Source organism: Streptomyces sp. NPDC015242 (assembly GCF_043079125.1).
Classification (GTDB): domain Bacteria; phylum Actinomycetota; class Actinomycetes; order Streptomycetales; family Streptomycetaceae; genus Streptomyces.
This window is the reverse complement of the sequence record NZ_JBIBUF010000005.1, coordinates 109,355-129,728: the sequence shown is the minus strand read 5'-3', so window position 1 is coordinate 129,728 and position 20,374 is coordinate 109,355. Positions and strand designations below refer to the sequence as shown.

17 protein-coding genes are annotated in these 20,374 nt (G+C 73.9%); 12 read left to right on the top strand and 5 right to left on the bottom strand.

What is annotated here, in order from left to right; genetic code table 11:
* Positions 1-23: 23 nt before the first annotated feature.
* Genes meaB through ACF07N_RS18390 form a run of 3 tightly spaced genes read right to left on the bottom strand, consistent with a single transcriptional unit; the run spans position 24 to position 5,007 of the window.
* Positions 24-1,016: a methylmalonyl Co-A mutase-associated GTPase MeaB gene (gene meaB / locus ACF07N_RS18400; RefSeq protein ID WP_392113923.1), complete on the bottom strand. Its 993-nt coding sequence runs from the start codon at positions 1,014-1,016 to the stop codon at positions 24-26.
* Positions 1,013-3,199 (bottom strand): methylmalonyl-CoA mutase, encoded by a 2,187-nt coding sequence (gene scpA / locus ACF07N_RS18395; RefSeq protein ID WP_392113920.1) that lies wholly within the window; start codon positions 3,197-3,199, stop codon positions 1,013-1,015. The genes meaB and scpA overlap by 4 nt, the downstream gene beginning before the upstream one ends.
* Positions 3,196-5,007: a methylmalonyl-CoA mutase family protein gene (locus tag ACF07N_RS18390; protein WP_392113917.1), complete on the bottom strand. Its 1,812-nt coding sequence runs from the start codon at positions 5,005-5,007 to the stop codon at positions 3,196-3,198. Before ACF07N_RS18390 ends, scpA begins: the two co-directional genes overlap by 4 nt.
* A 180-nt stretch (positions 5,008-5,187) precedes the next feature.
* Between ACF07N_RS18390 and ACF07N_RS18385 the strand changes: the two genes are divergently transcribed.
* Complete coding sequence (locus tag ACF07N_RS18385; protein ID WP_383588363.1) at positions 5,188-6,165, top strand: SDR family oxidoreductase; 978 nt, start codon at positions 5,188-5,190, stop codon at positions 6,163-6,165.
* A 75-nt stretch (positions 6,166-6,240) separates the two neighbouring features.
* On the opposite strand, the gene ACF07N_RS18380 is transcribed toward ACF07N_RS18385, so the two are convergent.
* Positions 6,241-7,494, bottom strand: a complete 1,254-nt coding sequence (locus ACF07N_RS18380; RefSeq protein ID WP_392113914.1) for a cytochrome P450 — start codon at positions 7,492-7,494, stop codon at positions 6,241-6,243.
* A 132-nt stretch (positions 7,495-7,626) separates the two neighbouring features.
* Here ACF07N_RS18380 and ACF07N_RS18375 point away from each other — a divergent pair, with 132 nt between their 5' ends.
* The 6 genes from ACF07N_RS18375 (at position 7,627) to ACF07N_RS18350 (ending at position 11,888) form a co-directional block, all read left to right on the top strand.
* Positions 7,627-8,085, top strand: a complete 459-nt coding sequence (locus ACF07N_RS18375) for a DUF4383 domain-containing protein (protein ID WP_383331097.1) — start codon at positions 7,627-7,629, stop codon at positions 8,083-8,085.
* Between the two features lie 6 nt (positions 8,086-8,091).
* Positions 8,092-8,562 (top strand): hypothetical protein, encoded by a 471-nt coding sequence (locus tag ACF07N_RS18370; RefSeq protein ID WP_392113911.1) that lies wholly within the window; start codon positions 8,092-8,094, stop codon positions 8,560-8,562.
* Positions 8,559-9,734 carry a zinc-dependent alcohol dehydrogenase gene (locus tag ACF07N_RS18365; protein WP_392113908.1) on the top strand — a complete coding sequence of 392 codons (1,176 nt, stop codon included), beginning with the start codon at positions 8,559-8,561 and terminating at the stop codon, positions 9,732-9,734. The genes ACF07N_RS18370 and ACF07N_RS18365 overlap by 4 nt, the downstream gene beginning before the upstream one ends.
* A 61-nt stretch (positions 9,735-9,795) precedes the next feature.
* On the top strand, positions 9,796-10,746 hold the full coding sequence (locus tag ACF07N_RS18360; protein ID WP_392113905.1) for a Rieske 2Fe-2S domain-containing protein: 951 nt from the start codon (positions 9,796-9,798) through the stop codon (positions 10,744-10,746).
* Positions 10,747-10,751: 5 nt separating this feature from the next.
* On the top strand, positions 10,752-11,300 hold the full coding sequence (locus tag ACF07N_RS18355; protein WP_392113903.1) for a DUF1360 domain-containing protein: 549 nt from the start codon (positions 10,752-10,754) through the stop codon (positions 11,298-11,300).
* 54 nt (positions 11,301-11,354) lie between these two features.
* On the top strand, positions 11,355-11,888 hold the full coding sequence (locus ACF07N_RS18350; RefSeq protein ID WP_392113901.1) for a hypothetical protein: 534 nt from the start codon (positions 11,355-11,357) through the stop codon (positions 11,886-11,888).
* Positions 11,889-11,894: 6 nt separating this feature from the next.
* Here the strand turns inward: ACF07N_RS18350 and ACF07N_RS18345 are convergent, their stop codons facing one another.
* A complete protein-coding gene (locus tag ACF07N_RS18345) occupies positions 11,895-12,569 on the bottom strand; it encodes a hemerythrin domain-containing protein (protein ID WP_392113898.1) in 675 nt (224 codons plus the stop codon).
* A gap of 252 nt (positions 12,570-12,821) precedes the next feature.
* Here ACF07N_RS18345 and ACF07N_RS18340 point away from each other — a divergent pair, with 252 nt between their 5' ends.
* The 5 genes from ACF07N_RS18340 (at position 12,822) to ACF07N_RS18320 (ending at position 20,223) form a co-directional block, all read left to right on the top strand.
* Positions 12,822-14,021 carry a hypothetical protein gene (locus tag ACF07N_RS18340; protein ID WP_392113895.1) on the top strand — a complete coding sequence of 400 codons (1,200 nt, stop codon included), beginning with the start codon at positions 12,822-12,824 and terminating at the stop codon, positions 14,019-14,021.
* A gap of 11 nt (positions 14,022-14,032) precedes the next feature.
* On the top strand, positions 14,033-14,623 hold the full coding sequence (locus ACF07N_RS18335) for a hemerythrin domain-containing protein (RefSeq protein ID WP_392113892.1): 591 nt from the start codon (positions 14,033-14,035) through the stop codon (positions 14,621-14,623).
* A gap of 166 nt (positions 14,624-14,789) precedes the next feature.
* Complete coding sequence (locus ACF07N_RS18330; protein ID WP_392113889.1) at positions 14,790-15,266, top strand: SpoIIE family protein phosphatase; 477 nt, start codon at positions 14,790-14,792, stop codon at positions 15,264-15,266.
* Positions 15,267-15,461: 195 nt separating this feature from the next.
* Entirely contained in the window at positions 15,462-19,049 is a 3,588-nt protein-coding gene (gene putP / locus ACF07N_RS18325) for a sodium/proline symporter PutP (protein ID WP_392113886.1), read from the top strand.
* A 58-nt stretch (positions 19,050-19,107) separates the two neighbouring features.
* A complete protein-coding gene (locus tag ACF07N_RS18320) occupies positions 19,108-20,223 on the top strand; it encodes a winged helix DNA-binding domain-containing protein (RefSeq protein ID WP_392113883.1) in 1,116 nt (371 codons plus the stop codon).
* The last annotated feature ends 151 nt before the right edge of the window (positions 20,224-20,374 follow it).

Below are 20,374 nucleotides of genomic sequence, written 5' to 3'. Positions count from 1 at the left end.
TTCCCGGTCCCGCCGGTCCGGAGTCAGGCAGGCGTCGTACCGGAACCGTCGAGCGCGCCCAGGATCCGCTCGGCCGCCAGGGTCGGCGTCAGCTCGCCCTCCCGGACCCGCCGCTCCAGGACCGGCGCCAGGGACCGCACCGCCGGATCGGCCTGCAGCCGGCCGAGGAGTTCGTCGCGGACCATGCTCCAGGTCCAGTCGACCTGCTGGTCGCGGCGCTTGGCGGTGAGCCGGCCCGTCGAGTCCAGCAGCGTGCGGTGCTGCTCCAGGCGCTCCCACACCGCGTCCAGACCGGTCGACTCGCGGGCGCTGCAGTGCAGCACGGGAGGCGTCCAGAACGCGTCCTTGCCGTGCATCAGCCGCAGCGCGCCCGCCAGTTCGCGGGCGGCGGCCCGGGCGTCGCGCTCGTGCGGCCCGTCCGCCTTGTTGACGGCGATCACGTCGGCCAGCTCCAGCACGCCCTTCTTGATGCCCTGGAGCTGGTCGCCGGTGCGGGCGAGGGTGAGCAGCAGGAAGGTGTCGACCATGTTCGCCACGGCCGTCTCGGACTGGCCGACGCCGACCGTCTCGACGAGGACCACGTCGTAGCCGGCCGCCTCCATCACCACGATCGACTCGCGGGTGGCCTTGGCGACCCCGCCGAGCGTGCCCGCGGTGGGGGAGGGGCGCACGAACGCCGCCGGGTCCACGGCCAGGCGCTCCATGCGGGTCTTGTCGCCCAGGATGGAGCCGCCCGTGCGGCTGGAGGACGGGTCGACGGCCAGCACCGCCACCCGGTGCCCGAGCCCGGTGAGCATCGTGCCGAACGCGTCGATGAACGTCGACTTGCCCACCCCCGGCACCCCGCTGATCCCGATACGGCGGGCCCGGCCGCTGTGCGGCAGCAGTGCCGTCAGCAACTCCTGGGCCAGCGCGCGGTGTTGCGGCCGGGTCGACTCGACGAGTGTGATCGCGCGGGCGACCAGCGCCCGCTTCCCGTCGAGCACGCCCTTCACATACGCGTCGACATCGATCACAGGTCGTGCCCGAGGTCGTCCGACAGCCGCTGCACCAGGTCGTACGCCGCGTCCGGGATCACCGTCCCGGGCGGGAAGACGGCCGCCGCTCCCATCTCCAGCAGCGTCGGCACGTCCTGCGGCGGGATCACGCCGCCGACCACGACCATGATGTCCTCGCGGCCCTCCTCGGCCAGCGCCTCGCGCAGCGCCGGGACGAGGGTGAGGTGGCCTGCCGCCAGCGACGACACGCCGACGATGTGCACGTCCGCCTCGACGGCCTGCCGGGCCACCTCGGCCGGGGTCTGGAACAGCGGGCCGACGTCCACGTCGAAGCCGAGGTCGGCGAAGGCGGTGGCGATCACCTTCTGGCCACGGTCGTGGCCGTCCTGGCCCATCTTGGCCACCAGGATGCGCGGGCGGCGGCCCTCGGCCTCCTCGAAGGCGGACACCAGGGTGCGGGTGCGGTCCACGCCCGGGGACTCTCCCGTCTCGTTGCGGTACACACCGGTGATCGTACGGATCTGGCTCGCGTGCCGGCCGTACACCTTCTCCAGGGCGTCGGAGATCTCCCCGACCGTGGCCTTGGCGCGGGCCGCGTGCACGGCCAGCTCCAGCAGGTTGCCCTCGCCCGCGGCCGCCCGGGTCAGCGCGTCCAGCGCGTCCCGGCAGGCCGTCTCGTCCCGCTCGGCGCGCAGCCGCCGCAGCTTCTCGATCTGCTGGGCGCGCACGGAGGAGTTGTCGACCTTCAGGACCTCGATCTGCTCGTCGGTCTCCACCCGGTACTTGTTGACGCCGACGACCGGCTGCCGGCCCGAGTCGATCCGGGCCTGCGTGCGCGCCGCGGCCTCCTCGATGCGCAGCTTCGGGATGCCCGCGTCGATGGCCTTGGCCATGCCGCCCGCGGCCTCGACCTCCTGGATGTGCTGCCAGGCCCGCCGCGCCAGGTCGTACGTCAGCCGCTCCACGTAGGCGCTGCCGCCCCACGGGTCGATGACCCGGGTCGTGCCGGACTCCTGCTGCAGCAGCAGCTGGGTGTTGCGGGCGATGCGCGCCGAGAAGTCGGTCGGCAGGGCGAGCGCCTCGTCCAGGGCGTTGGTGTGCAGCGACTGGGTGTGGCCCTGCGTGGCCGCCATCGCCTCGACGCAGGTGCGCGTGACGTTGTTGAACACGTCCTGCGCGGTCAGCGACCAGCCGGAGGTCTGCGAATGCGTGCGCAGGGAGAGGGACTTGGCGTTCTGCGGGTCGAACTGCTTCACCAGCTTCGCCCACAGCAGCCGCGCCGCGCGCAGCTTGGCGACCTCCATGAAGAAGTTCATGCCGATCGCCCAGAAGAACGACAGCCGGGGCGCGAACGCGTCCACGTCCAGGCCCGCTTCACGGCCCGCGCGAATGTACTCCACGCCGTCCGCGAGCGTGTACGCCAGCTCCAGATCGGCCGTCGCACCGGCCTCCTGGATGTGGTAGCCGGAGATGGAGATGGAGTTGTAACGCGGCATCCGCTGCGAGGTGAAGGCGAAGATGTCGGAGATGATCCGCATCGACGGCTTCGGCGGATAGATGTAGGTGTTGCGGACCATGAACTCCTTGAGGATGTCGTTCTGGATGGTCCCGGCCAACTTCTCGGGCGGCACGCCCTGTTCCTCGGCGGCGACGATGTACAGGGCGAGCACCGGCAGCACGGCGCCGTTCATCGTCATCGACACCGTCATGCGGTCCAGCGGAATGCCGTCGAACAACTGCCGCATGTCGAGGATCGAGTCGATGGCCACGCCCGCCATGCCGACGTCACCGGTCACGCGCGGGTGATCGCTGTCGTACCCGCGGTGCGTGGGCAGGTCGAAGGCGACCGACAGGCCCTTCTGCCCGGCCGCGAGGTTGCGCCGGTAGAAGGCGTTGGACTCCTCGGCGGTGGAGAAACCGGCGTACTGGCGGATCGTCCAGGGCTGGTTGACGTACATCGTCGGGTACGGGCCGCGCAGGTACGGCGCCGCGCCGGGATACGTGTCGAGGAAGTCCAGGCCCTCCAGGTCACGGCCCGTGTACAGCGGCTTGACCGCGATGCCCTCGGGGGTCTCCCACAGCAGGTCGTCGCCGCCGGAGGCGCTCTTCAGCGCCGCGCGCCACTCGTCGGGGCTGCCGTCGGCGGCCGGGGTGCCCAGCTCGATCCCGGAGAAGTCGGGGATGCCATGGGGGGCGGTCATCGGGCAACTCCCATGCGGTCGAGGGTCGCGGACAGGACGGCCACGGCGTCGCAGCCCGCGAAGACGTAATCGTCGACACCCGGGTACTCCCCGGGCCGTCCGGCGAGGAACACGCGCGAGGCGCCCGCCGCCTTCAGCTCCGCGGCCCGGTCCGCCGCCTGCTCCGCGTACAGGGCGTCACTGGAGCACAGCACGGCCTCGCTCGCCCCGCTGTCCGCGAACGCGCCCTCGGTGACCGGCTCGATGCCGCCCGCCTGGAACAGGTTCGAGGCGAAGGTGAGGCGTGCGGTGTGGGCGGCGGCCGGGCCGAGCGCGGCCAGGTAGATCCGCGGCCGCGAGCCGGTCGCCGCCAGGTGCGCGTCCGAGCGGGCCCGCAGCGCCTCGAAGGCCTCGTCGCGGCGCACCCGCGGCAGCCCGCCGGACGGCCGCTCGGGGGCGCTCTCGCGCACCACCGGCTTCTCCGCCAGGAACGGGAACTCGCTGACACCGGTGACCGGTTCGCGCCGCTTGGCCAGCTTCGCGCTCCGCGCCCGCCACGTCTCGGCGAGATCCCGCTCCACGTCCCCGGAGCGCAGGGCGGCCGCCATGCCGCCCAGCCCTTCGATCCGCTGGAAGAACTCCCAACCGGCGTGAGCGAGTTCGTCCGTGAGCCGCTCCACGTACCAGGAGCCGCCCGCCGGGTCGATGACCCGGGCCAGATGCGACTCCTCGATGAGGATCGTCGACGTGTTGCGGGCGATGCGCCGCGCGAACGCGTCCGGCAGGCCGAGGGCGTGGTCGAAGGGCAGCACCGTCACCGCGTCGGCACCGCCCGCCCCGGCGGCGAGCGTCGCGATCGTCGTGCGCAGCATGTTCACCCACGGGTCGCGGCGCGTCATCATCACCGGCGAGGTGACGGCGTGCTGCCGCTGCGCTCCGGCGCGCGGGGCGCCGCAGACCTCGGCCACGCGCGCCCACAGCCGGCGCGCCGCCCGCAGCTTGGCGATGGTGAGGAATTGGTCGGCGGTGGCCGCGTACCGGAACTCCAGCTGCCTACAAGCCTGTTCGACGTCCATCCCGGCCGCGGTCAGCTCCCGCAGGTACGCCACCGCCGTGGCCAGCGAGGCGCCCAGCTCCTGTGCGGCCGAACCACCGGCCTCGTGGTACGGCAGCGCGTCCACGGTCAGCGCCCGCAGCCCCGGGTACTCGGCGGCGCACAGCCGCGCGAGGTCCGCCGCCGGCGCCATCTCGTACGCCCGGCCGGTGCGGGCCTCGCCGCCCAGCGGGTCCGCGCCCAGGTTGCCGCGCGCGGCCTCCCGGGCCACCCCCCGCTCCTCGTACAGCCGCAGCAGCTCCCGTGCGGCGGGCCCGGTGCCGGACCCCGCGTCGAGGACCACCGGAGCGAGATCGAGGTACACGCCGTCGAGGACCCGGCCCAGCTCGGCCACCGGGATGCCGCCCTCGCCCACGGTCAGCCAGAGGGAGGTGACCCCGTTCTCCAGGTCCGCGAGCACCGCGTCGTGGTCGGCCGTCGTGTGCCGCTGCCGCACGTCCCAGCCGCCGACGGTGTTCCCTTCGGCGCGGCCGCCGCGCACAAAGGGCGCGAACCCCGGCAGGCCCGGCTCGGGTGAGGCATCGCGCGCGGTGTAGAGGGGCCGGGTGCGCAACCCGTCCTCCAACGCGGTGGAGAGGGCTTCCTCGGCCTCGGCGCCCTCGACGTCCTTGCCCGCCTTGCGCAGCACACCCGCCACAAGGCGCTGCCACTGCTCATGGGGCACGTCAGGGAACTCGCCGGCCAGTTCAAGCCCGTCGTCAGGCAGGACCGTCATGCTCGGATGCTAGGGCAGAAGCGCGAAGGAGCAGCAGAGGGCATGGCTGTGACCTTTCCCTCGCTCAGGATGTGACCCCGCTCTCCGGGGCCGGTGCCGCCCGGCGCGGCGCGGGTACCCGGCGGGCGGCGGGGCCGGGCACCAGGCGCCCGGCCCTGCGCAGACGTGAGGAGGTGCGGGATGCGACTGCGGGATCACGTGGTGGTGGTGACCGGGGCGTCCAGCGGGATCGGACGGGCCACGGCCCGGGCGTTCGCGCGCAAGGGCTGCGCCGTGGTGCTGGCGGCGCGGCGCGAGGAGGCGCTGCGGGCGGCGGCCGAGGAGTGCGGGAGGCACCGGGGAGCGCGCACGCTGGTCGTGCCGGCCGACGTGAGCGACGTCGGGGAGGTCGAGCACCTGGCGCGGCGCGCGGTCGAGGAGTTCGGCCGGATCGACGTCTGGGTGAACAACGCGGCGGTCAACGCCTTCGGCCGCTTCGAGGACGTGCCGCTGGAGGACTTCCGCAAGGTCCTGGACGTCAACGTCATGGGGTGTGTGCACGGCGCCCGGGCGGCGCTGCCGGTGATGCGGGAGCAGGGCTCGGGCACGCTGATCAACGTCTCCTCCATCGTGGGGGCCGTCGCCCAGCCCTACAGCCACCCGTACGGCATGTCCAAGCACGCCGTCAGGGCGCTCGGCTCCGGTCTGCGGCAGCAGTTGCGCGTCGAGGGCGTCAAGGGCATCGACGTGTGCACGGTGCTGCCCGCGACCATCGACACGCCGCACTTCCAGCAGGCGGCCAACTACACCGGGCACAAGGTCGTCGCCATGCCGCCCGTCTACACGCCCGAGCGGGTCGCCGACGCGGTCGTGGCGCTCGTCCGCCGCCCGCGCCGGGAGGTCGTGGTCGGCCCGGCGGGCCGCGCGCTGGTGCGCCAGGCGCGGATGGCGCCGGCGCTCGCGGAGCGGGCCATGGCCCGGCAGACGGACAGGGCCCACCTCGACCACGACGAGGACGCGCCGGCCACGCACGGCGCGCTGCACGTGCCGGCGCCCGGCGAGGGCGCGGTGCACGGCGGCTGGGGCGGGCACCGGCGCACCGCGCTGCGCCGGGCCGCCCTGGCGACCGCGCTGATGGGCGCGGCCGTGACCGCGGGGCGCCGGATGGCCCGCGCCTGACGGCACAACACGCCGATGGCCCGCCCCTCGGGGCGGGCCATCGGGCTTTCACGTCTGCCGCGTCCGGTCTGCCGCCTACGGCACCGGCACCGGCGCCGCCACCCGGACCGAGTCGATGACGAACCCGCTGCGCACCCGGGCCGGCACCCGGTTCAGCGGGATCCTCAGGTCCTGCTCGGGCACCTCGTAGTCCAGGCGGGCCAGCCGCGGCGCGAGGGTCGTCAGCAGGGCGACCGTGATGTCCTCGCCGGGGCAGCGGTGGCCCGTGGCGCGGTCGCCGCCGCCCTGCGGGATCAGTTCGTCCCGGGCGGGCGGATGCCCCAGGAAGCGCTCCGGCCGGAACGCGTACGGGTCGTCCCAGACGTCGGGGTCGTGGTTCTGCCCGTACAGGTCCAGCAGGACCATCGCGCCCGACGGGATCGGCTCGCCGTGCCAGTCCAGGTCGGTGACGGCCCGGCCGCCGACGAACGGGGCGAAGGGATAGAAGCGCCGCAGCTCGTGCGCGAACGCCACGGCGTAGGCCGCGTCGTCCTCGCGCAGCCGCTCCCGGACGTCCGGGCGGCGCATGGCGTGCCCGGCGTAGGTGACGAACCAGCACACGGCGACCGTCGGACGGATCACGTTGAGCAGTTCGACGGCCGCGGTGCGCGGATCGAGGAGGCGCCCGTCCGAGTCGCGGTGCCGGACCACCGTCTCCAGCACCGACCCGTCCGGGGCGCTCGCGTTCCCCGCCCGCACGTCCTCCACCAGCCGCCCCAGCCAGGCCTCGCTGCGGGCCCGGGCGCGGCGGGCCCGCCAGTGGCGCGGCCCGGCCGTGGCGAAGCCGTCGACCATGGAGACCAGGTCCCGCGCCACCTCGTCGGCGTCGTCGGGGGAGATCCCGGCCCACCGGCACACCCCCCGGGTGAGGATCCGGCTCGCCTCGTCGAACAGCACGACCCGGCGTCCGGGCCACGCGCGCACCGTCTCCTCCCACACGGCGGCGACCTCGTCCACCACCCCCGCGACCGCCTTCGGCCCGGTGAGCAGCGACAGGAACATCTCCTTGCGGCCGCGGTGCTGCGGCCCGTCCAGCGTGTGCACGGCCCCGTGCCCGAACAGGGTGCTCAGCACCGGGCCGGGCATGGCCGAGCCGCGCTCCACGTGCCGCTCGTCGTAGAAGAACCGCACCGCGTCCGTGCCGTACAGGGCGACGGCGTGCTGTCCCATCAGGCGGGTGCGCACGAGCGGGGCGGTGGTGCGGCGCCTGCGGTCGGGCAGCCAGGTGTAGCCCTTGGCCAGCAGGGCGAGCGAGCTGTCCACGAGCGGTGCACGACGACTCTCATCCATGGCGCGGCGAGTGCCCGCCGGCCCCGCCCGGAAACGCGGCCCGGCATCGCACGATTGCACCCCGGAACGGGGGTACTCGCGGCGCATCGGGCGCTCACCGTGACGCGCCCACCTCGCCGGAAGGCCACCGTCATGAACGCACGCACCCAGCCGACGAGAGCGGCCCGAACCCCCGTCCAGCAGGCGGCCCTGCTGGTGGGAGCGGTGTTCCTGCTGGTCGGGATTCTGGGCTTCATCCCGGGGATCACCACGGACTACGACACCATGGAGTTCGCCTCCCACGACTCCGGGGCCGAGCTGCTCGGGATCTTCCAGATCTCGATCCTGCACAACCTCGTCCACCTCGCGTTCGGCGTCGCGGGCCTGGCCCTGGCGCGCACCGCCTCCGGTGCCCGCACCTACCTCCTGGCGGGCGGCGCCATCTACCTGGTCCTGTGGTTGTACGGCCTGATCATCGGCCACGACAGCGACGCCAACTTCGTGCCGCTGAACACCGCCGACGACTGGCTGCACTTCGTCCTCGGCATCGGCATGATCGCCCTGGGCACGCTGCTCACCCGTCGTCCGGCCACCGCCTCCCGGAGGATGTGACCGCCGATGGCACACGCCAAGACCCTGTGGACGGCCGCCGCCGGACTCACCGCCGGCGCCGTCATCGCCTGGCAGCGCAAGGCCGCCGGCCCCGCCGGCCAGGCCGACGGCAACCGCTGGCTGGCCGTGACGATCAACATCGACCCCGGCGAGCTCCAGCCCGGGAAGCTGCCCGAGCCGCTGGCGGAGTACGGCGACCGCATCGAGACGCGCGTCGGCCCCGCCCCCGGCGACCGCGGCACCGAACTCGCCGTACGGCTCAGGGAACCGGAGCCCGAGGGCGCGCACTCCCTGCCCGCCCGGCTCGCCGGTGCGGACCCGCGCCAGGACCTGCGGCGCGCGCTGCGGGACGCCAAGTCGCTGCTGGAGGCCGGCGAGGTCCTCGAACCGGACGCGCCGCCCACCACCCACGACACCCCGGGCGGGAAACTCGTCGGACTGCTCGGCCGCCGCGCCGGCGGGGAGGGAGTGCTGTGAAGGCCCTGTGCTGGGAAGGCGTCAACAAGCTCTCCGTCGAGCAGGTGCCCGACCCCGGGCTGCGCAACGACCAGGACGTCGTCGTCCGGCTCCTCGCGGGCACCACCTGCGGTTCCGACCTGCACCTCATCGGCGGCTACATCCCCTTCATGCGGTCCGGGGACGTCATCGGCCACGAGTTCGTCGGCGAGGTCGTCGAGGTCGGCTCCGCCGTGCGCAAGCACAAGGTGGGCGACCGGGTGGTGGTCTGCTCCTTCGTCGGCTGCGGCCGTTGCTGGTACTGCACCCACGACCTGTGGTCCCTGTGCGACAACACCAACACCAACCCCGGCATCGGGCAGGCCCTGTTCGGCGCCGACACCGGTGGCATCTTCGGCTACTCGCACGCCATGGGCGGCCTGCGCGGCAGCCACGCCGAGTACGTGCGGGTGCCCTTCGCCGACCACGGTGCCTTCTCCGTCCCGGAGGGCGTCGACGACACCAGCGCCCTGTTCGTCTCCGACTCGGTGCCCACCGGCTGGATGGGCGCCGACCTGGGCGGCGTCAAGCCCGGCGACGTGGTCGCCGTGTGGGGCTGCGGGGCCGTCGGCCAGATGGCGGCCCGCGCCGCCGTCCTGCTGGGCGCGGAACGCGTGATCTCCATCGACCGCATCCCCGAGCGCCTCGCGATGACCGAACGTCACATCGGCAGCGAGGTCATCGACTACACCGCCACCGACGTCGGCGCCGAGCTGCGCGAACGCACCGGCGGCCGCGGCCCCGACGTGTGCATCGAGGCGGTCGGCATGGAGGCCCACAGCGACAGCCCCGTCCACCTTTACGACCAGGTCAAGCAGCAGCTGCGCCTGCAGACCGACCGGCCCACCGCCGTGCGGCAGGCCATCCACGCCTGCCGCAAGGGCGGCACCGTCTTCGTCCTCGGCGTCTTCGCCGGCGCCGTCGACAAGTTCCCGCTCGGTGCGGTGATCAACAAGGGCCTGACGATCCGGGGCGCCCAGCAGCACGGCCAGCGCTACATCCCGATGCTCCTGGACCGGCTGGCGGCCGGGGAGCTGAGCACCTCCCACCTCGCGACCCACAGCGTCTCCCTGGACGAGGCGCCGCGGGCCTACGAGATGTTCAAGGACAAGAGCGACGGCTGCGTCCGTGCGGTCATCCGGCCGGGCGGCTGACGTGGGCCATCGCCGCACACTGCCCCGTTTGCCGCACAGGGCGGTGGAAACCCGGCGGGGCATGAGTACGACGCGACGCCGCCTGCTGCGGCAGAACCGGGTCCTGTGGCTGCTGGACCGCCTGGAGCGCGAGCCCCGGGCCGACGCGGTGATCGACACGCTCCGCAAGGGCGTGCGCGCCCTGCCGCTCGGACGCGGCCGGGACCTGCTGCACGGCCGGTGGCTGGGGCACCCCGTGCATCCGCTGATGGTGCAGGTGCCGATCGGCAGCTGGCTGTCGGCGGCGGTGCTCGACCTGCGGCCCGGCCACTCCCGCGAGTCACGGCTGCTGATCGGCTTCGGCCTGGCCGCCGCCGCCCCGGCCGCCCTCGCGGGCTGGACCGACTGGGCGGAACTGCACCGGCAGCAGCAGCGCGTCGGCCTCGTGCACGCCCTGTCCAACACGGCCGCCGTCGGCCTGTACGCCGCCTCGCTCGCCTGCCGCGTCAAGGGACGCGAGGCCGCGGGCCGGACCTGCGGCTTCCTCGGCATGACGGCCGTCGGTGTGGGCGGCATGCTGGGCGGCCACCTCGCCTACCGGCAGGCCTCCGGCGCCAACCACGCCGAGGAGGTCCCGCACGTCGTCTCCGAGGGCTGGCACCAGGTCGGGACCGTGGACGAGTTCCCCGCGGGGCGCCCGGTGCGCCGGGTCGTCGACGACGTGCCGGTGCTGGTGGTCCGCGAGACCGGCGGGCAGATCCACGCCCTCACCGAGCGGTGCAGCCACCTGGCGGGACCGCTCGCTGAGGGCACCGTGGAGGACGGCTGCGTCCGGTGCCCGTGGCACGGCAGCGTCTTCCGGCTCTCCGACGGCTGGAACGTACGCGGCCCGGCCACCGCGCCACAGCCCTCCTTCGAGACCCGGACCACCGACGGCCGGGTCGAGGTGCGCCTGCGCCACCAGGACGGAGGACGGCGAGCGGAGCGGGACCGGGAACCGGCCGGACAGGGGAAGCGGAACGCGAACGGATGACGCACATGGACACGACGCCCGTGGCTGACAGCCGCCCGGTCCGGCGGCTGCGCGGTCTGCTGCGCCGCGCCGGACGGGACTACTCGGCCGGGCACGACCGGCCGCTCGGCGGATACGTCGCCGCCATGGCCGGGTTCACCGTCTTCACGACGGCCTGGGCCACGGCCGTCCGGGTCCGGGGCCGCCCCGTACCCGACCGCCCCGAGCCGTGGGACGTCGCCCTGACCGCGGTGGCCACCTTCCGCCTGAGCCGGCTGCTCAGCAAGGCGTCGGTGACCAGCCCGCTGCGCGCCCCCTTCACGCGGTACGTCGGCCCGCAGGGCCCGGCCGAGCTGCACGAGGAGGCCCAGCCCGAGCCGGGCAGGCACACCGTCGGGGAGCTGGCCACCTGCCCGTTCTGCATGAGCGTGTGGGTGGCCTCGGCCCTCACCGCGGGCCAGCTGCTGTGGCCCCGCGCCACCCGTACCGCCATGGGCACGCTCACCGCCCTGGCCGGGGCGGACACGCTGCAACTCGCCTACAGCGCCCTCATGGACAAGGCGACCGGCGACTGACGCCGGCGCTCCGCGGCGGGTGATCCCACCGCCGAAACGGGTACTCGCCGGAGCATGATCAAGCAGGCACTGTGGCAGGGGCTGCTCGCCGGTACCGCCGGAGCCGCCGTGATGACGCTGGGCGAGAAGCTGGAGCAGGCCGTCACGGGCCGGCCGGACTCCCATGTGCCGGCCCGTGTCCTGCAGCGCCTGACCGGCCTGCCGGAGCGGCCCGGCACCCAGCCGCTCAAGGTCAACTGGGCCATGCACTTCGGCCAGGCCGCCCTCCTGGGTGTGCTGCGCTCGGTGATGGCCCAGGCCGGGCTGCGCGGGCCGGTCGCCTCGGCCAAGTTCACCGTCGTGCGCCTGACCAACGACCAGATCCTGGAGAACGCGACCGGCGTGGGCGCCCCGCCCGAGACGTGGCCGCGCCGGGAACTCGCGGTGGACGTGGTGCACAAGGCCGTCTACGCGTTCGTCACCGGTGCCGTCGCCGACGCCCTGGCCGCGCGCGGCGGCCCCGGCCCCGGGCAGCGGCACGCCGCCCTCCGCCCCGGCCGCCACGCGGGCGTCGGCCCCCTGCCCCGCGGGGAGGCCGCCGGGCGCTGACCCTCGTCAAGAACGCCTGCGCACCAGCACGGCGACCGCGCCCGACACGAGCAGGCCGATCAGACCGGCCAGGATCCTCCTGCCCCACGATCCGGACACGCCGAGCCCCAGCCCGTCGCGCAGCCGGTCGTAGAGGCTGAGCGGCACGCCCAGGACCGCGTTGCCGGGCGGGCGCCGCGGCACCACCGGGTGGGGATGGGTCGGCGCGCTCCTGCGCACCGCCTCCCACGCCGCGCCGAGCCGCCGCAGCCCGCCCGCGTCCAGGGCCTGCTGCAGCCGCGGCAGGACGAGGTCCTCCTCGTCCCGGATGTCCTGCCGGATCAGGGCGAAGACCCGCCGCACCTTCTCCTCGCGCTCCGCCGTGCCGGGCTCCAGGCGCTCGACGGCGGTGACGAGGTCGTTGATCTCCTGGTGCTCCTCCTCGACCCGGGAGGTGAGTTCCTCCCCGTCCGCCGCAGCACGCCGCACGGCCGGCCACAGGACGGTCTCCTCCGCGAAGGCGTGGCTGAAGACGAGCTGGACGAGCCGCTTGAGGACCCGCTCGCGCTCCGCGCCGTCCGGCAGCGCCTGATACCGGTCCATCAGCCGGTCCATCTCCGCGTGGTCACGGCGCTGCCGGGCCAGGACGCTGCCCTCGCCCCCCAGCTGCTCGACGGTCTGGTCCTCGATGGTCCTGTACATGCCCCGCTCCTTCCCGCCAGCGGCGACGGGCCGGCGTCCGCCGCGGCGCCCGCCGGCGCCGCGCAGCGCGGCGGGTACCCCTTTTCGCGCGGAACTCCTCCCGTCACCCGCCCGGCGGAACCCGCAGGCCCACGGCGCACGAGCGGTGGCCGGACCCCGGACCGGCCGAAAGACTGCGAGGACGAAACCGTGCGCACCGGCCCCGGCGGGGCCGGCGCGCACGTGCCCCTCCCCCCACCCAGGAGCGCGTCCGTGACCTTCAACCCACTGGAGCAGCGGGGCATCCCGCTGGACCGCCAGGTGCGCAACTGGCGCGAGCTGAACGTGCAGCCCATCGATCCCGACCGCTGCGACCCCTACACCCGCTGCCGGATCATCGCGATGAACGGCATCGAGGTGGAGGCGATCCTCTTCAGCCACCAGCTCGCCCGCAACACCGTCGACCCGGAGGTCAAGCGCCAGCTCGCGCAGACCCGGTACATCGAGGCGCAGCAGCAGAAGGCCGTCAACTGGCTGCTGCCCGGGGTGTCCTCCGTGCTGGAGACGACCATCGCCTACGAGCAGGTCGCGGTGGACCTGACCGCCTGGGTGGCGCGGATGGAGCCCGACCCGTACCTCAAGCAGGCGTACCAGTTCGGTGTGCTGGAGGACTTCGACCACCTGTACCGGTACGCCAACCTCTACGAGATGATCGAGCACCGCAAGGCGGAGTCGATCGTCGACGACCTCACCGAGGTCATGCCGGGCCGGCCGACGAAGTACCACCACCGCGACCCGTCCGACAACGTGCGCGACCCGTACGACCGGGCCACCACGAACCCGCTGTCCAAGCTGCACGCCCTGACGATCATGGCGGCGGAGCAGCAGACCATGAACTTCTACATGAACACCGGCCCCACCTACATGGAGCCGATCGCCCGCCAGCTGTACCAGGAGATCGGCCTGATCGAGGAGGAGCACGTCACCCACTACGAGTCGCTCGTCGACCCGGGGGAGACGTGGTGGGAGCAGCTCGTCAACCACGAGTACAACGAGTGCTACCTGTACCACTCGTTCATGGAGCAGGAGAGCGACCCGCAGGTCAAGGCGGTCTGGGAGCTGCACCTGAACATGGAGCTGGAGCATCTGCACACCGCCTGCGACCTGATGCGGCGCCACGACGGGCGGGAACCGGCGGAGGTTCTCGCCCCGGAGCTGCCGAACGTGCTCACCTTCGAGCCGAACAAGCAGTACGTGCGCGAGCTGCTGGACACGCAGATGGACCTGACGACCCTGGGCGCCGGCTACGTGCGCGAGGCCCACGAGCGGTTCGAGCGGATGCAGGAGCGGATCCACGGCGGCGAGGAGCCGCCCAGCGAGCGGGTCATGGCCGAGCACGACGAGATGTTCGGGCGCGAGTACCGCGTGCAGTCCGAGGGCGAGCACCCCGACCCCGCGATGCGCGAGAAGTGAGGCGACCGGCCATGACCGAACTGCACACCCCCCAGGCGGGCGACGACCAGGCGCAGGACACCGACGTCGTCGCGCTGCTGATGCGCCAGCACGGCGACATCCGCAACCTCTTCGACGAGGTCGAAGCCTGCGAGGGCGACGAGCGGCGGGACGCCTTCCGGCGTCTGGTGCGGCTGCTGGCCGTGCACGAGACCGCCGAGGAGGAGGTCGTCCACCCCTTCGCCCGCCGGTCCCTGCCGGGCGGCGAACAGGTCGTGGAGGACCGGCTCGCCGAGGAGCGGGCGGCGAAGGAGACCCTCGCGGCCCTCGACGCCATGGACACCGACGACCCGCAGTTCCTGCCCCGGCTGCGGGAGCTGCGCACCGACGTGCAGGAGCACGCCCGGGCTGAGGAGCGCTACGAGTTCACGCACATCCGCCGCAGCACCGACACCTCCGGCCTCGCCTCCATGGCCAAGGCCGTGAAGGCCGCCGAGGCCATGGCCCCCACCCGGCCGCACCCGGGCGTCGAGTCCGGAGCGGCCAACGTGACCCTCGGCCCCGTCGCCGCGCTGATGGACCGCACCAAGGACGCGGTCCGCAGGGCCATGGGCAAGGACTGAGAACCCCTGCGGCCCGGCGGTCCGGAAGCGCCCTTTCGCGCGGCCGCACTGCTGGGCCTGACGGGCTGGTTCACCGACACCGAGGCGCTCAAGAGCGTGCTGCCCGGCTACGCGGTGTCCATGCAGGTCGGCACCGCGGCGGCCCTCGTCGCGCTCACCTCTCGCTGTGGGGGACCGTCCGTGCACCGGCGACCTGGCGGACCAGCTGGTCACCTGCCTGTACCTGGTGATCGACCAGGCGGCGCACCGGGTCACCCTGTGCTCGGCCGGGCCCCTGCCCCTCATCGTGCTGCCTCCCGCCGGGCACGCCCGCAGGCTGCGGGCGCCGGCCGGGGTGCCGCTCGGCGTCAACGACTCCTCCGGCGTCCGGCTGCGGTTCGAGGAGGCGCCCCACCCGCTGCCGCCGGCAGCACCCTCGCCCTGTACACCGACGGACTGGTGGAACGGCCCGGCACCGACATCGACGCCCGGATCGACGACCTGGCGCGCGTCCTCGACCGTGAACTGGCCGGCGCCCGCCCCGGCCCGCAGACCCTGGACCGGGCCGCGGCCCGGCTGGTCGGGGCGCTCACCGCCGGACGCGGCGAGCCACGACGACGACGTGACGCCGCACCTGCTCGGCGTGCCGCACGCGGCGGGGTGAGGGGCCGCCGGTTCCGGCCGCCCCCGTGATCCGTCACGGTCCGGGCACGCGCGGCGCATCCTTCCGGCCACGACCTTCGGACGCCCCGAGCGGCCTCTCCTGTCCTGGATCTGTACATTTAGGCGAAGAGGCAGACAAAATGCCAGGCGTGCCGACGGCCCTGCCCGTCCCCCGAGCCGCGCAGGCGAGGACCACATGCTCGATGTGAGTGCGCCGATCCTGACCATGTTCCTCGGGTACGTGGCCGCCATGATCGGGACGGGTGTCTGGGCGTACCGCCGCACCCGCACCTTCACCGACTTCGCCCTCGGCGGCCGCAGGCTCAACGCGTTCGTCGCGGCCCTGTCCGCCGGGGCCAGCGACATGTCCGGCTGGTTGTTCCTCGCCCTGCCCGGAGCCATCTACGCGGCCGGCCTCGGCGCCGGCTGGATCGCCGTCGGCCTGGTCGTCGGCACCTACCTCAACTGGCTCTTCGTCGCCCCCCGGCTGCGCACCTACACCGAGCGCGCCGAGAACGCCGTGAGCCTGTCGGCCTATCTGGAGGAACGGTTCGAGGACCGCACCCGGATGCTCCGGCTGGTCTCGGCCGCCGTCACGCTGGTGTTCTTCACCGTGTACGTGGCCGGCGGCCTGGTGGCCGGCGGAGTGCTGTTCGAGCAGATCTTCGACGTCCGCTTCGGCCTCGGGGTGACCCTGACCGCCCTGGTGATCGCCGTCTACGCCGCCCTGGGCGGTTTCCTCGCCGTGAGCATGACGCACGTGCTGCAGGGCAGCCTGATGTTCCTCGCGCTGATCGTGGTCCCGCTGACGGGGATCACGGTGCTCGGCGGCTTCGGGGCCCTGGGCGACGCCGTCGGCAGCAGCAGCCCGGGCCTGCTCGACATGGGAGCCGAGGTCGCCTACGCGGACGGCCGGTGGTCGCAGGGCGGACCGCTCGGCTTCGTGGCGACGGTCTCGCTGCTCGCCTGGGGCCTGGGCTACTTCGGCCAGCCGCACATCCTGGCCCGGTTCATGGGCATCCGCAGCACCCGGTCCGTCCCGGCGGCCCGCCGCATCGGGACGGCCTGGGTCGCCGTCGTCCTCGCCGGCGCCACCCTCGTCGGCCTGGTGGGCATCGCCCGGCTGGAGACCCCGCTCGGCGACCCGGACACGGTGTACATCGCCCTGGCCCGGACCCTGTTCACCCCGTGGGTCGCCGGTGTGCTGCTGATCGCCGTACTGGCGGCGATCATGTCGACCGCCGACAGCCAGCTCCTCGTGTCCTCCACCGCCCTCACCGAGGACTTCTTCCGCGCGTTCCTGCACCGGCGGGCCGGCGACCGCACCCTGGTGGCCGTCGGCCGCGGCGCCGTCGTGCTGGTGATCCTGGTGGCCACCGTGATCGCCTTCAGGGGCGGCGGGCTGCTGGACATCGTCGGTGAGGCCTGGGCCGGTTTCGGCGCCGCCTTCGGGCCGGTGGTCCTGCTCTCCCTGTACTGGCCGCGCATGACGTGGGCGGGCGCCATGGCCGGGATCGTCTCCGGGGCGGCCACGGTCCTGCTGTGGGACCAGCTCGACCCCCTGCTCGGGCCGCTGGAGTCGGACATCTACGAGATGGTCCCGGGCGTGCTGGTCGCCACGGCCGCCGCGCTGGTCTTCGGCAGGTTCGTCGGCCGGCCGCCCAGACGCGCCTTCTGGCGGATGCCGGGCGGAGGCGTCAGCAGCCTGATGGTGACGCCCTTCCTCACCGACGCACCGGTCGGCATGGCCGTCCTGGACGCCGACCTGCGCTACGTCTGGGTGAACGAGCCGCTGGAGCGTCTCATCCCGCTCGAACGGCGGCTGGGACGCCAGGTGCGGGAGGTGCTGCCGGAGGCGGAGGCGGCGGCCTTCGAGGAGCAGATGCGCACGGTCCTGGAGACCGGCGAACCGGTGCTGGACCACGAGTACCGCGCCCCCGGCCACCTCGACCCCGGCCGTGTCCGTGCCTGCTCCGCCTCCTTCTTCGGCATGAGGGACCGCAAGGGCCGCACCGTCGGCGTCTCCTACATGGTCGTCGACGTCACCGAACGCCGGCGGGCCCAGGAACGCCTGGCGCTGCTCAACGACGCGGGCGCGCGCATCGGCAGCACGCTGGAGATCACCCGGACCGCACAGGAACTGGCCGACGAGGCGGTGCCCGCCGTCGCCGAGTTCGTCGCCGTCGACCTGCTCGACTCGGTCATGCGCGGCGAGGAACCGGCCCCCGGCCCGGTGGGCATGACGCCCGTGATCCGCCGCGCGGGCCAGCAGTCGGTGCGCGAGGGCTGCCCGGAGGCGAGCCTGGCGGTGGGCGAGACGGTGCGGCGCGCGCCCCTGTCGCCCGTGACCCGGTGCCTGCGGGAGAGCCGGACGCTGGTCGACAAGGTCCTCGACCTCTCGGCCAGCGCCTGGGTGACCGAGGACGAGTCGCTCGGCTCGACCCTGCGCGACTTCGGCTTCCGCTCGCTGGTGGTCGTACCGGTGCGGGCGCGCGGCGTCACCCTCGGCGTGGCGACGTTCGCCCGCACCGCCCGCACGGGCCCCTTCGAGGACGACGACGTACGGCTGGCCGAGGACCTCGTGTCGCGGGCGGCCGTGTCCGTCGACAACGCCCGCCGCTACACCCGCGAGCGCGCCGCGGCCCGCTCCATGCAGCGCTACCTGCTGCCGCAGGAACTGGCCGGGGGCTCGGCGCTGGAGGTGGCGTCCTGGTACCTGCCCGCGGACGCGCCCAGCGGGGTGGGCGGCGACTGGTTCGACGTGATCCCGCTGTCCGGGGCCCGCGTCGCCCTGGTCGTCGGGGACGTCGTGGGGCACGGCATGAACGCGGCGGCCACCATGGGGCGTCTGCGCACGGCCGTCCGCACCCTCGCCGACCTGGACATGCCCCCGGACGAACTGCTGGCCCACCTGGACGACCTGGTGATCGGCCACCTCGGGGCGCACGGCGACAGGGAGCCCGCCGCGGCGGACGAGGAATCCGCGGGCACGGCGTTCCTGGGGGCGACGTGCCTGTACGCCGTCTACGACCCGGTCAGCAGACGGTGCACGCTGGCCCGGGCCGGTCATCTCCCGCCCGTGATCGTCGGCCCCGACGGCACCGCCCGGCTCCTGGACCTGCCCGCCGGGCCACCCCTCGGCCTCGGATACCTCCCCTTCGAGTCCACCGAGATGGAACTGGCCGAGGGCAGCCTCATCGCCCTCTACACGGACGGCCTCGTCGAGACCTACGACCGGGACATCGACCTCGGGCTCGACCGGCTCGGCGACGCCCTCGGGTCGCCCGGGACGGACCTGGAGCAGATCGGCCGGGGCGCGGTCGACGCCCTGCTGACCGGACCGCCGTCCGACGACGTGGCCCTGCTGCTCGCCCGGACCCGTGTGCTGGCCGCGGAGCAGGTCGTCTCCTGGGACCTGCCCAGCGACCCGGCGGCCGTCGCGCACGCCCGCTCCCTCGCCGTCGGGCGCCTGGCGGAGTGGGGCCTGCCGGACCTGGCCTTCACCACGGAACTCATCGTCAGCGAACTGGTCACCAACGCCATCCGCCACGCGACCGGACCGGTCTGCCTGCGCCTGATCCGGGACCGCGGCCTCATCTGCGAGGTCTCCGACGGTGCCAGCACCGCGCCGCGCCTGCGCCACGCCCGGACCACCGACGAAGGCGGGCGGGGCCTGCTGATCGTGGCGCAGCTCGCCCAGCGGTGGGGCACCCGCTACACGGCGAACGGCAAGATCATCTGGACCGAGCAGGTCCTGCGGCACGGTGAGGACCCCGGCCGGTAGCGGACCGCGCCGGACTCGCGGACAGAACCTGTCCGCAAGCCCGGCTACCGTGCCTCGTATGACGAACACCAAGCGGAGCGTCACCCGTACGGCACCCCGCCTCGGGACCCGGGCCCTCAACCGCGCCACCCTGGACCGGCAGCTGCTCCTGCGCCCGGCCCGGATGTCCGCCGCCGGCGCGGTCGAGCACCTCGTCGGCCTCCAGGCGCAGAACGTCAAGCCTCCGTACAACGCGCTCGCGGCCCGCCTCGACGGCTTCGCGCCGGAGGAGCTGTCGCGGCTGATGGCCGACCGTGAGGCCGTCCGCCTGGTCACGATGCGCTCGACCCTGCACACCCACACCGCGGCCGACTGCCTCGCCCTGCGGCCGCTGATGCAGCCCGCGACGGACCGGGAACTGGGCCAGTTCCGCTCGGGCCTGGCCGGCGTCGACCTGGACCGGCTCGACCGCCTGGCCCGTGACCTCGTCGAGGCCGAGCCCCGCACCATGAAGCAACTGCGCGAGGCCCTGCTCCGGGAGTGGCCCGACGCCGACCCGCAGGCCCTGGCCGTCGCGGCCCGCTGCCGCCTGCCGCTCGTCCAGGTCACCCCGCGCGGCCTGTGGGAACGCGGCGGCCAGGTCGCCCTCACCACCGCCGAACGGTGGCTCGGCCGCCCCGTCGGCGTGCCCGCAGAGCCCGACGCGGTCGTGCTGCGCTACCTCGCCGCCTTCGGCCCGGCCTCCGTGCGCGACATGCAGACCTGGGCCGGACTGACCCGCCTGGGCGAGGCATTCGAGCGGCTGCGCCCGCGGCTGGTCACCTTCCAGGACGACAAGGGCACCGAACTCTTCGACCTGCCGGACGCCCCGCGTCCCGACCCGGACACCCCCGCGCCGCCGCGCTTCCTGCCCGAGTTCGACAACCTGCTGCTCTCCCACGCCGACCGCACCCGGGTCGTCCCGGCCGAGCACCGCGGCCGCAACTGGCAGGGCAACATCGCCCATTGCACGCTCCTCGTCGACGGCCTCCTCGCCGGCCTGTGGCGGCTGGAGCGGGACGCGCTCGTGATCGAGCCCTTCGCACCGCTCGGCGCGCAGCGGCGCGCGGAGGTCACCGCCGAGGGCGAGCGGATGCTGCGGACCATGCACCCGGGCACGTCGTACGACATCCGCTTCGGCACCGTACGCCGGTGAGCGGCGTCCGCCCCGGCCCGGACATGGAGAGGGGGGGGGGGGGGGGGCGCCGGGGGGGGCCCCCCCCCCCCCGGGGGGGCCCCCCCCCGGGGGGGGGCCCGGGGGGGGGGGGGGCCGGGGCCGGCCTCAGGCGGCGGCAGGGGTGCCGGGG

Bases quoted from the DNA above. Each gene is read 5' to 3' on its own strand.
- scpA (WP_392113920.1), bottom strand. From the start codon at position 3,199: ATGACCGCCCCCCATGGCATCCCCGACTTCTCCGGGATCGAGCTGGGC.
- ACF07N_RS18390 (WP_392113917.1), bottom strand. From the start codon at position 5,007: ATGACGGTCCTGCCTGACGACGGGCTTGAACTGGCCGGCGAGTTCCCT.
- ACF07N_RS18385 (WP_383588363.1), top strand. From the start codon at position 5,188: ATGCGACTGCGGGATCACGTGGTGGTGGTGACCGGGGCGTCCAGCGGG.
- ACF07N_RS18380 (WP_392113914.1), bottom strand. From the start codon at position 7,494: ATGGATGAGAGTCGTCGTGCACCGCTCGTGGACAGCTCGCTCGCCCTG.
- ACF07N_RS18375 (WP_383331097.1), top strand. From the start codon at position 7,627: ATGAACGCACGCACCCAGCCGACGAGAGCGGCCCGAACCCCCGTCCAG.
- ACF07N_RS18370 (WP_392113911.1), top strand. From the start codon at position 8,092: ATGGCACACGCCAAGACCCTGTGGACGGCCGCCGCCGGACTCACCGCC.
- ACF07N_RS18360 (WP_392113905.1), top strand. From the start codon at position 9,796: ATGAGTACGACGCGACGCCGCCTGCTGCGGCAGAACCGGGTCCTGTGG.
- ACF07N_RS18355 (WP_392113903.1), top strand. From the start codon at position 10,752: ATGGACACGACGCCCGTGGCTGACAGCCGCCCGGTCCGGCGGCTGCGC.
- ACF07N_RS18350 (WP_392113901.1), top strand. From the start codon at position 11,355: ATGATCAAGCAGGCACTGTGGCAGGGGCTGCTCGCCGGTACCGCCGGA.
- ACF07N_RS18345 (WP_392113898.1), bottom strand. From the start codon at position 12,569: ATGTACAGGACCATCGAGGACCAGACCGTCGAGCAGCTGGGGGGCGAG.
- ACF07N_RS18335 (WP_392113892.1), top strand. From the start codon at position 14,033: ATGACCGAACTGCACACCCCCCAGGCGGGCGACGACCAGGCGCAGGAC.
- putP (WP_392113886.1), top strand. From the start codon at position 15,462: ATGCTCGATGTGAGTGCGCCGATCCTGACCATGTTCCTCGGGTACGTG.
- ACF07N_RS18320 (WP_392113883.1), top strand. From the start codon at position 19,108: ATGACGAACACCAAGCGGAGCGTCACCCGTACGGCACCCCGCCTCGGG.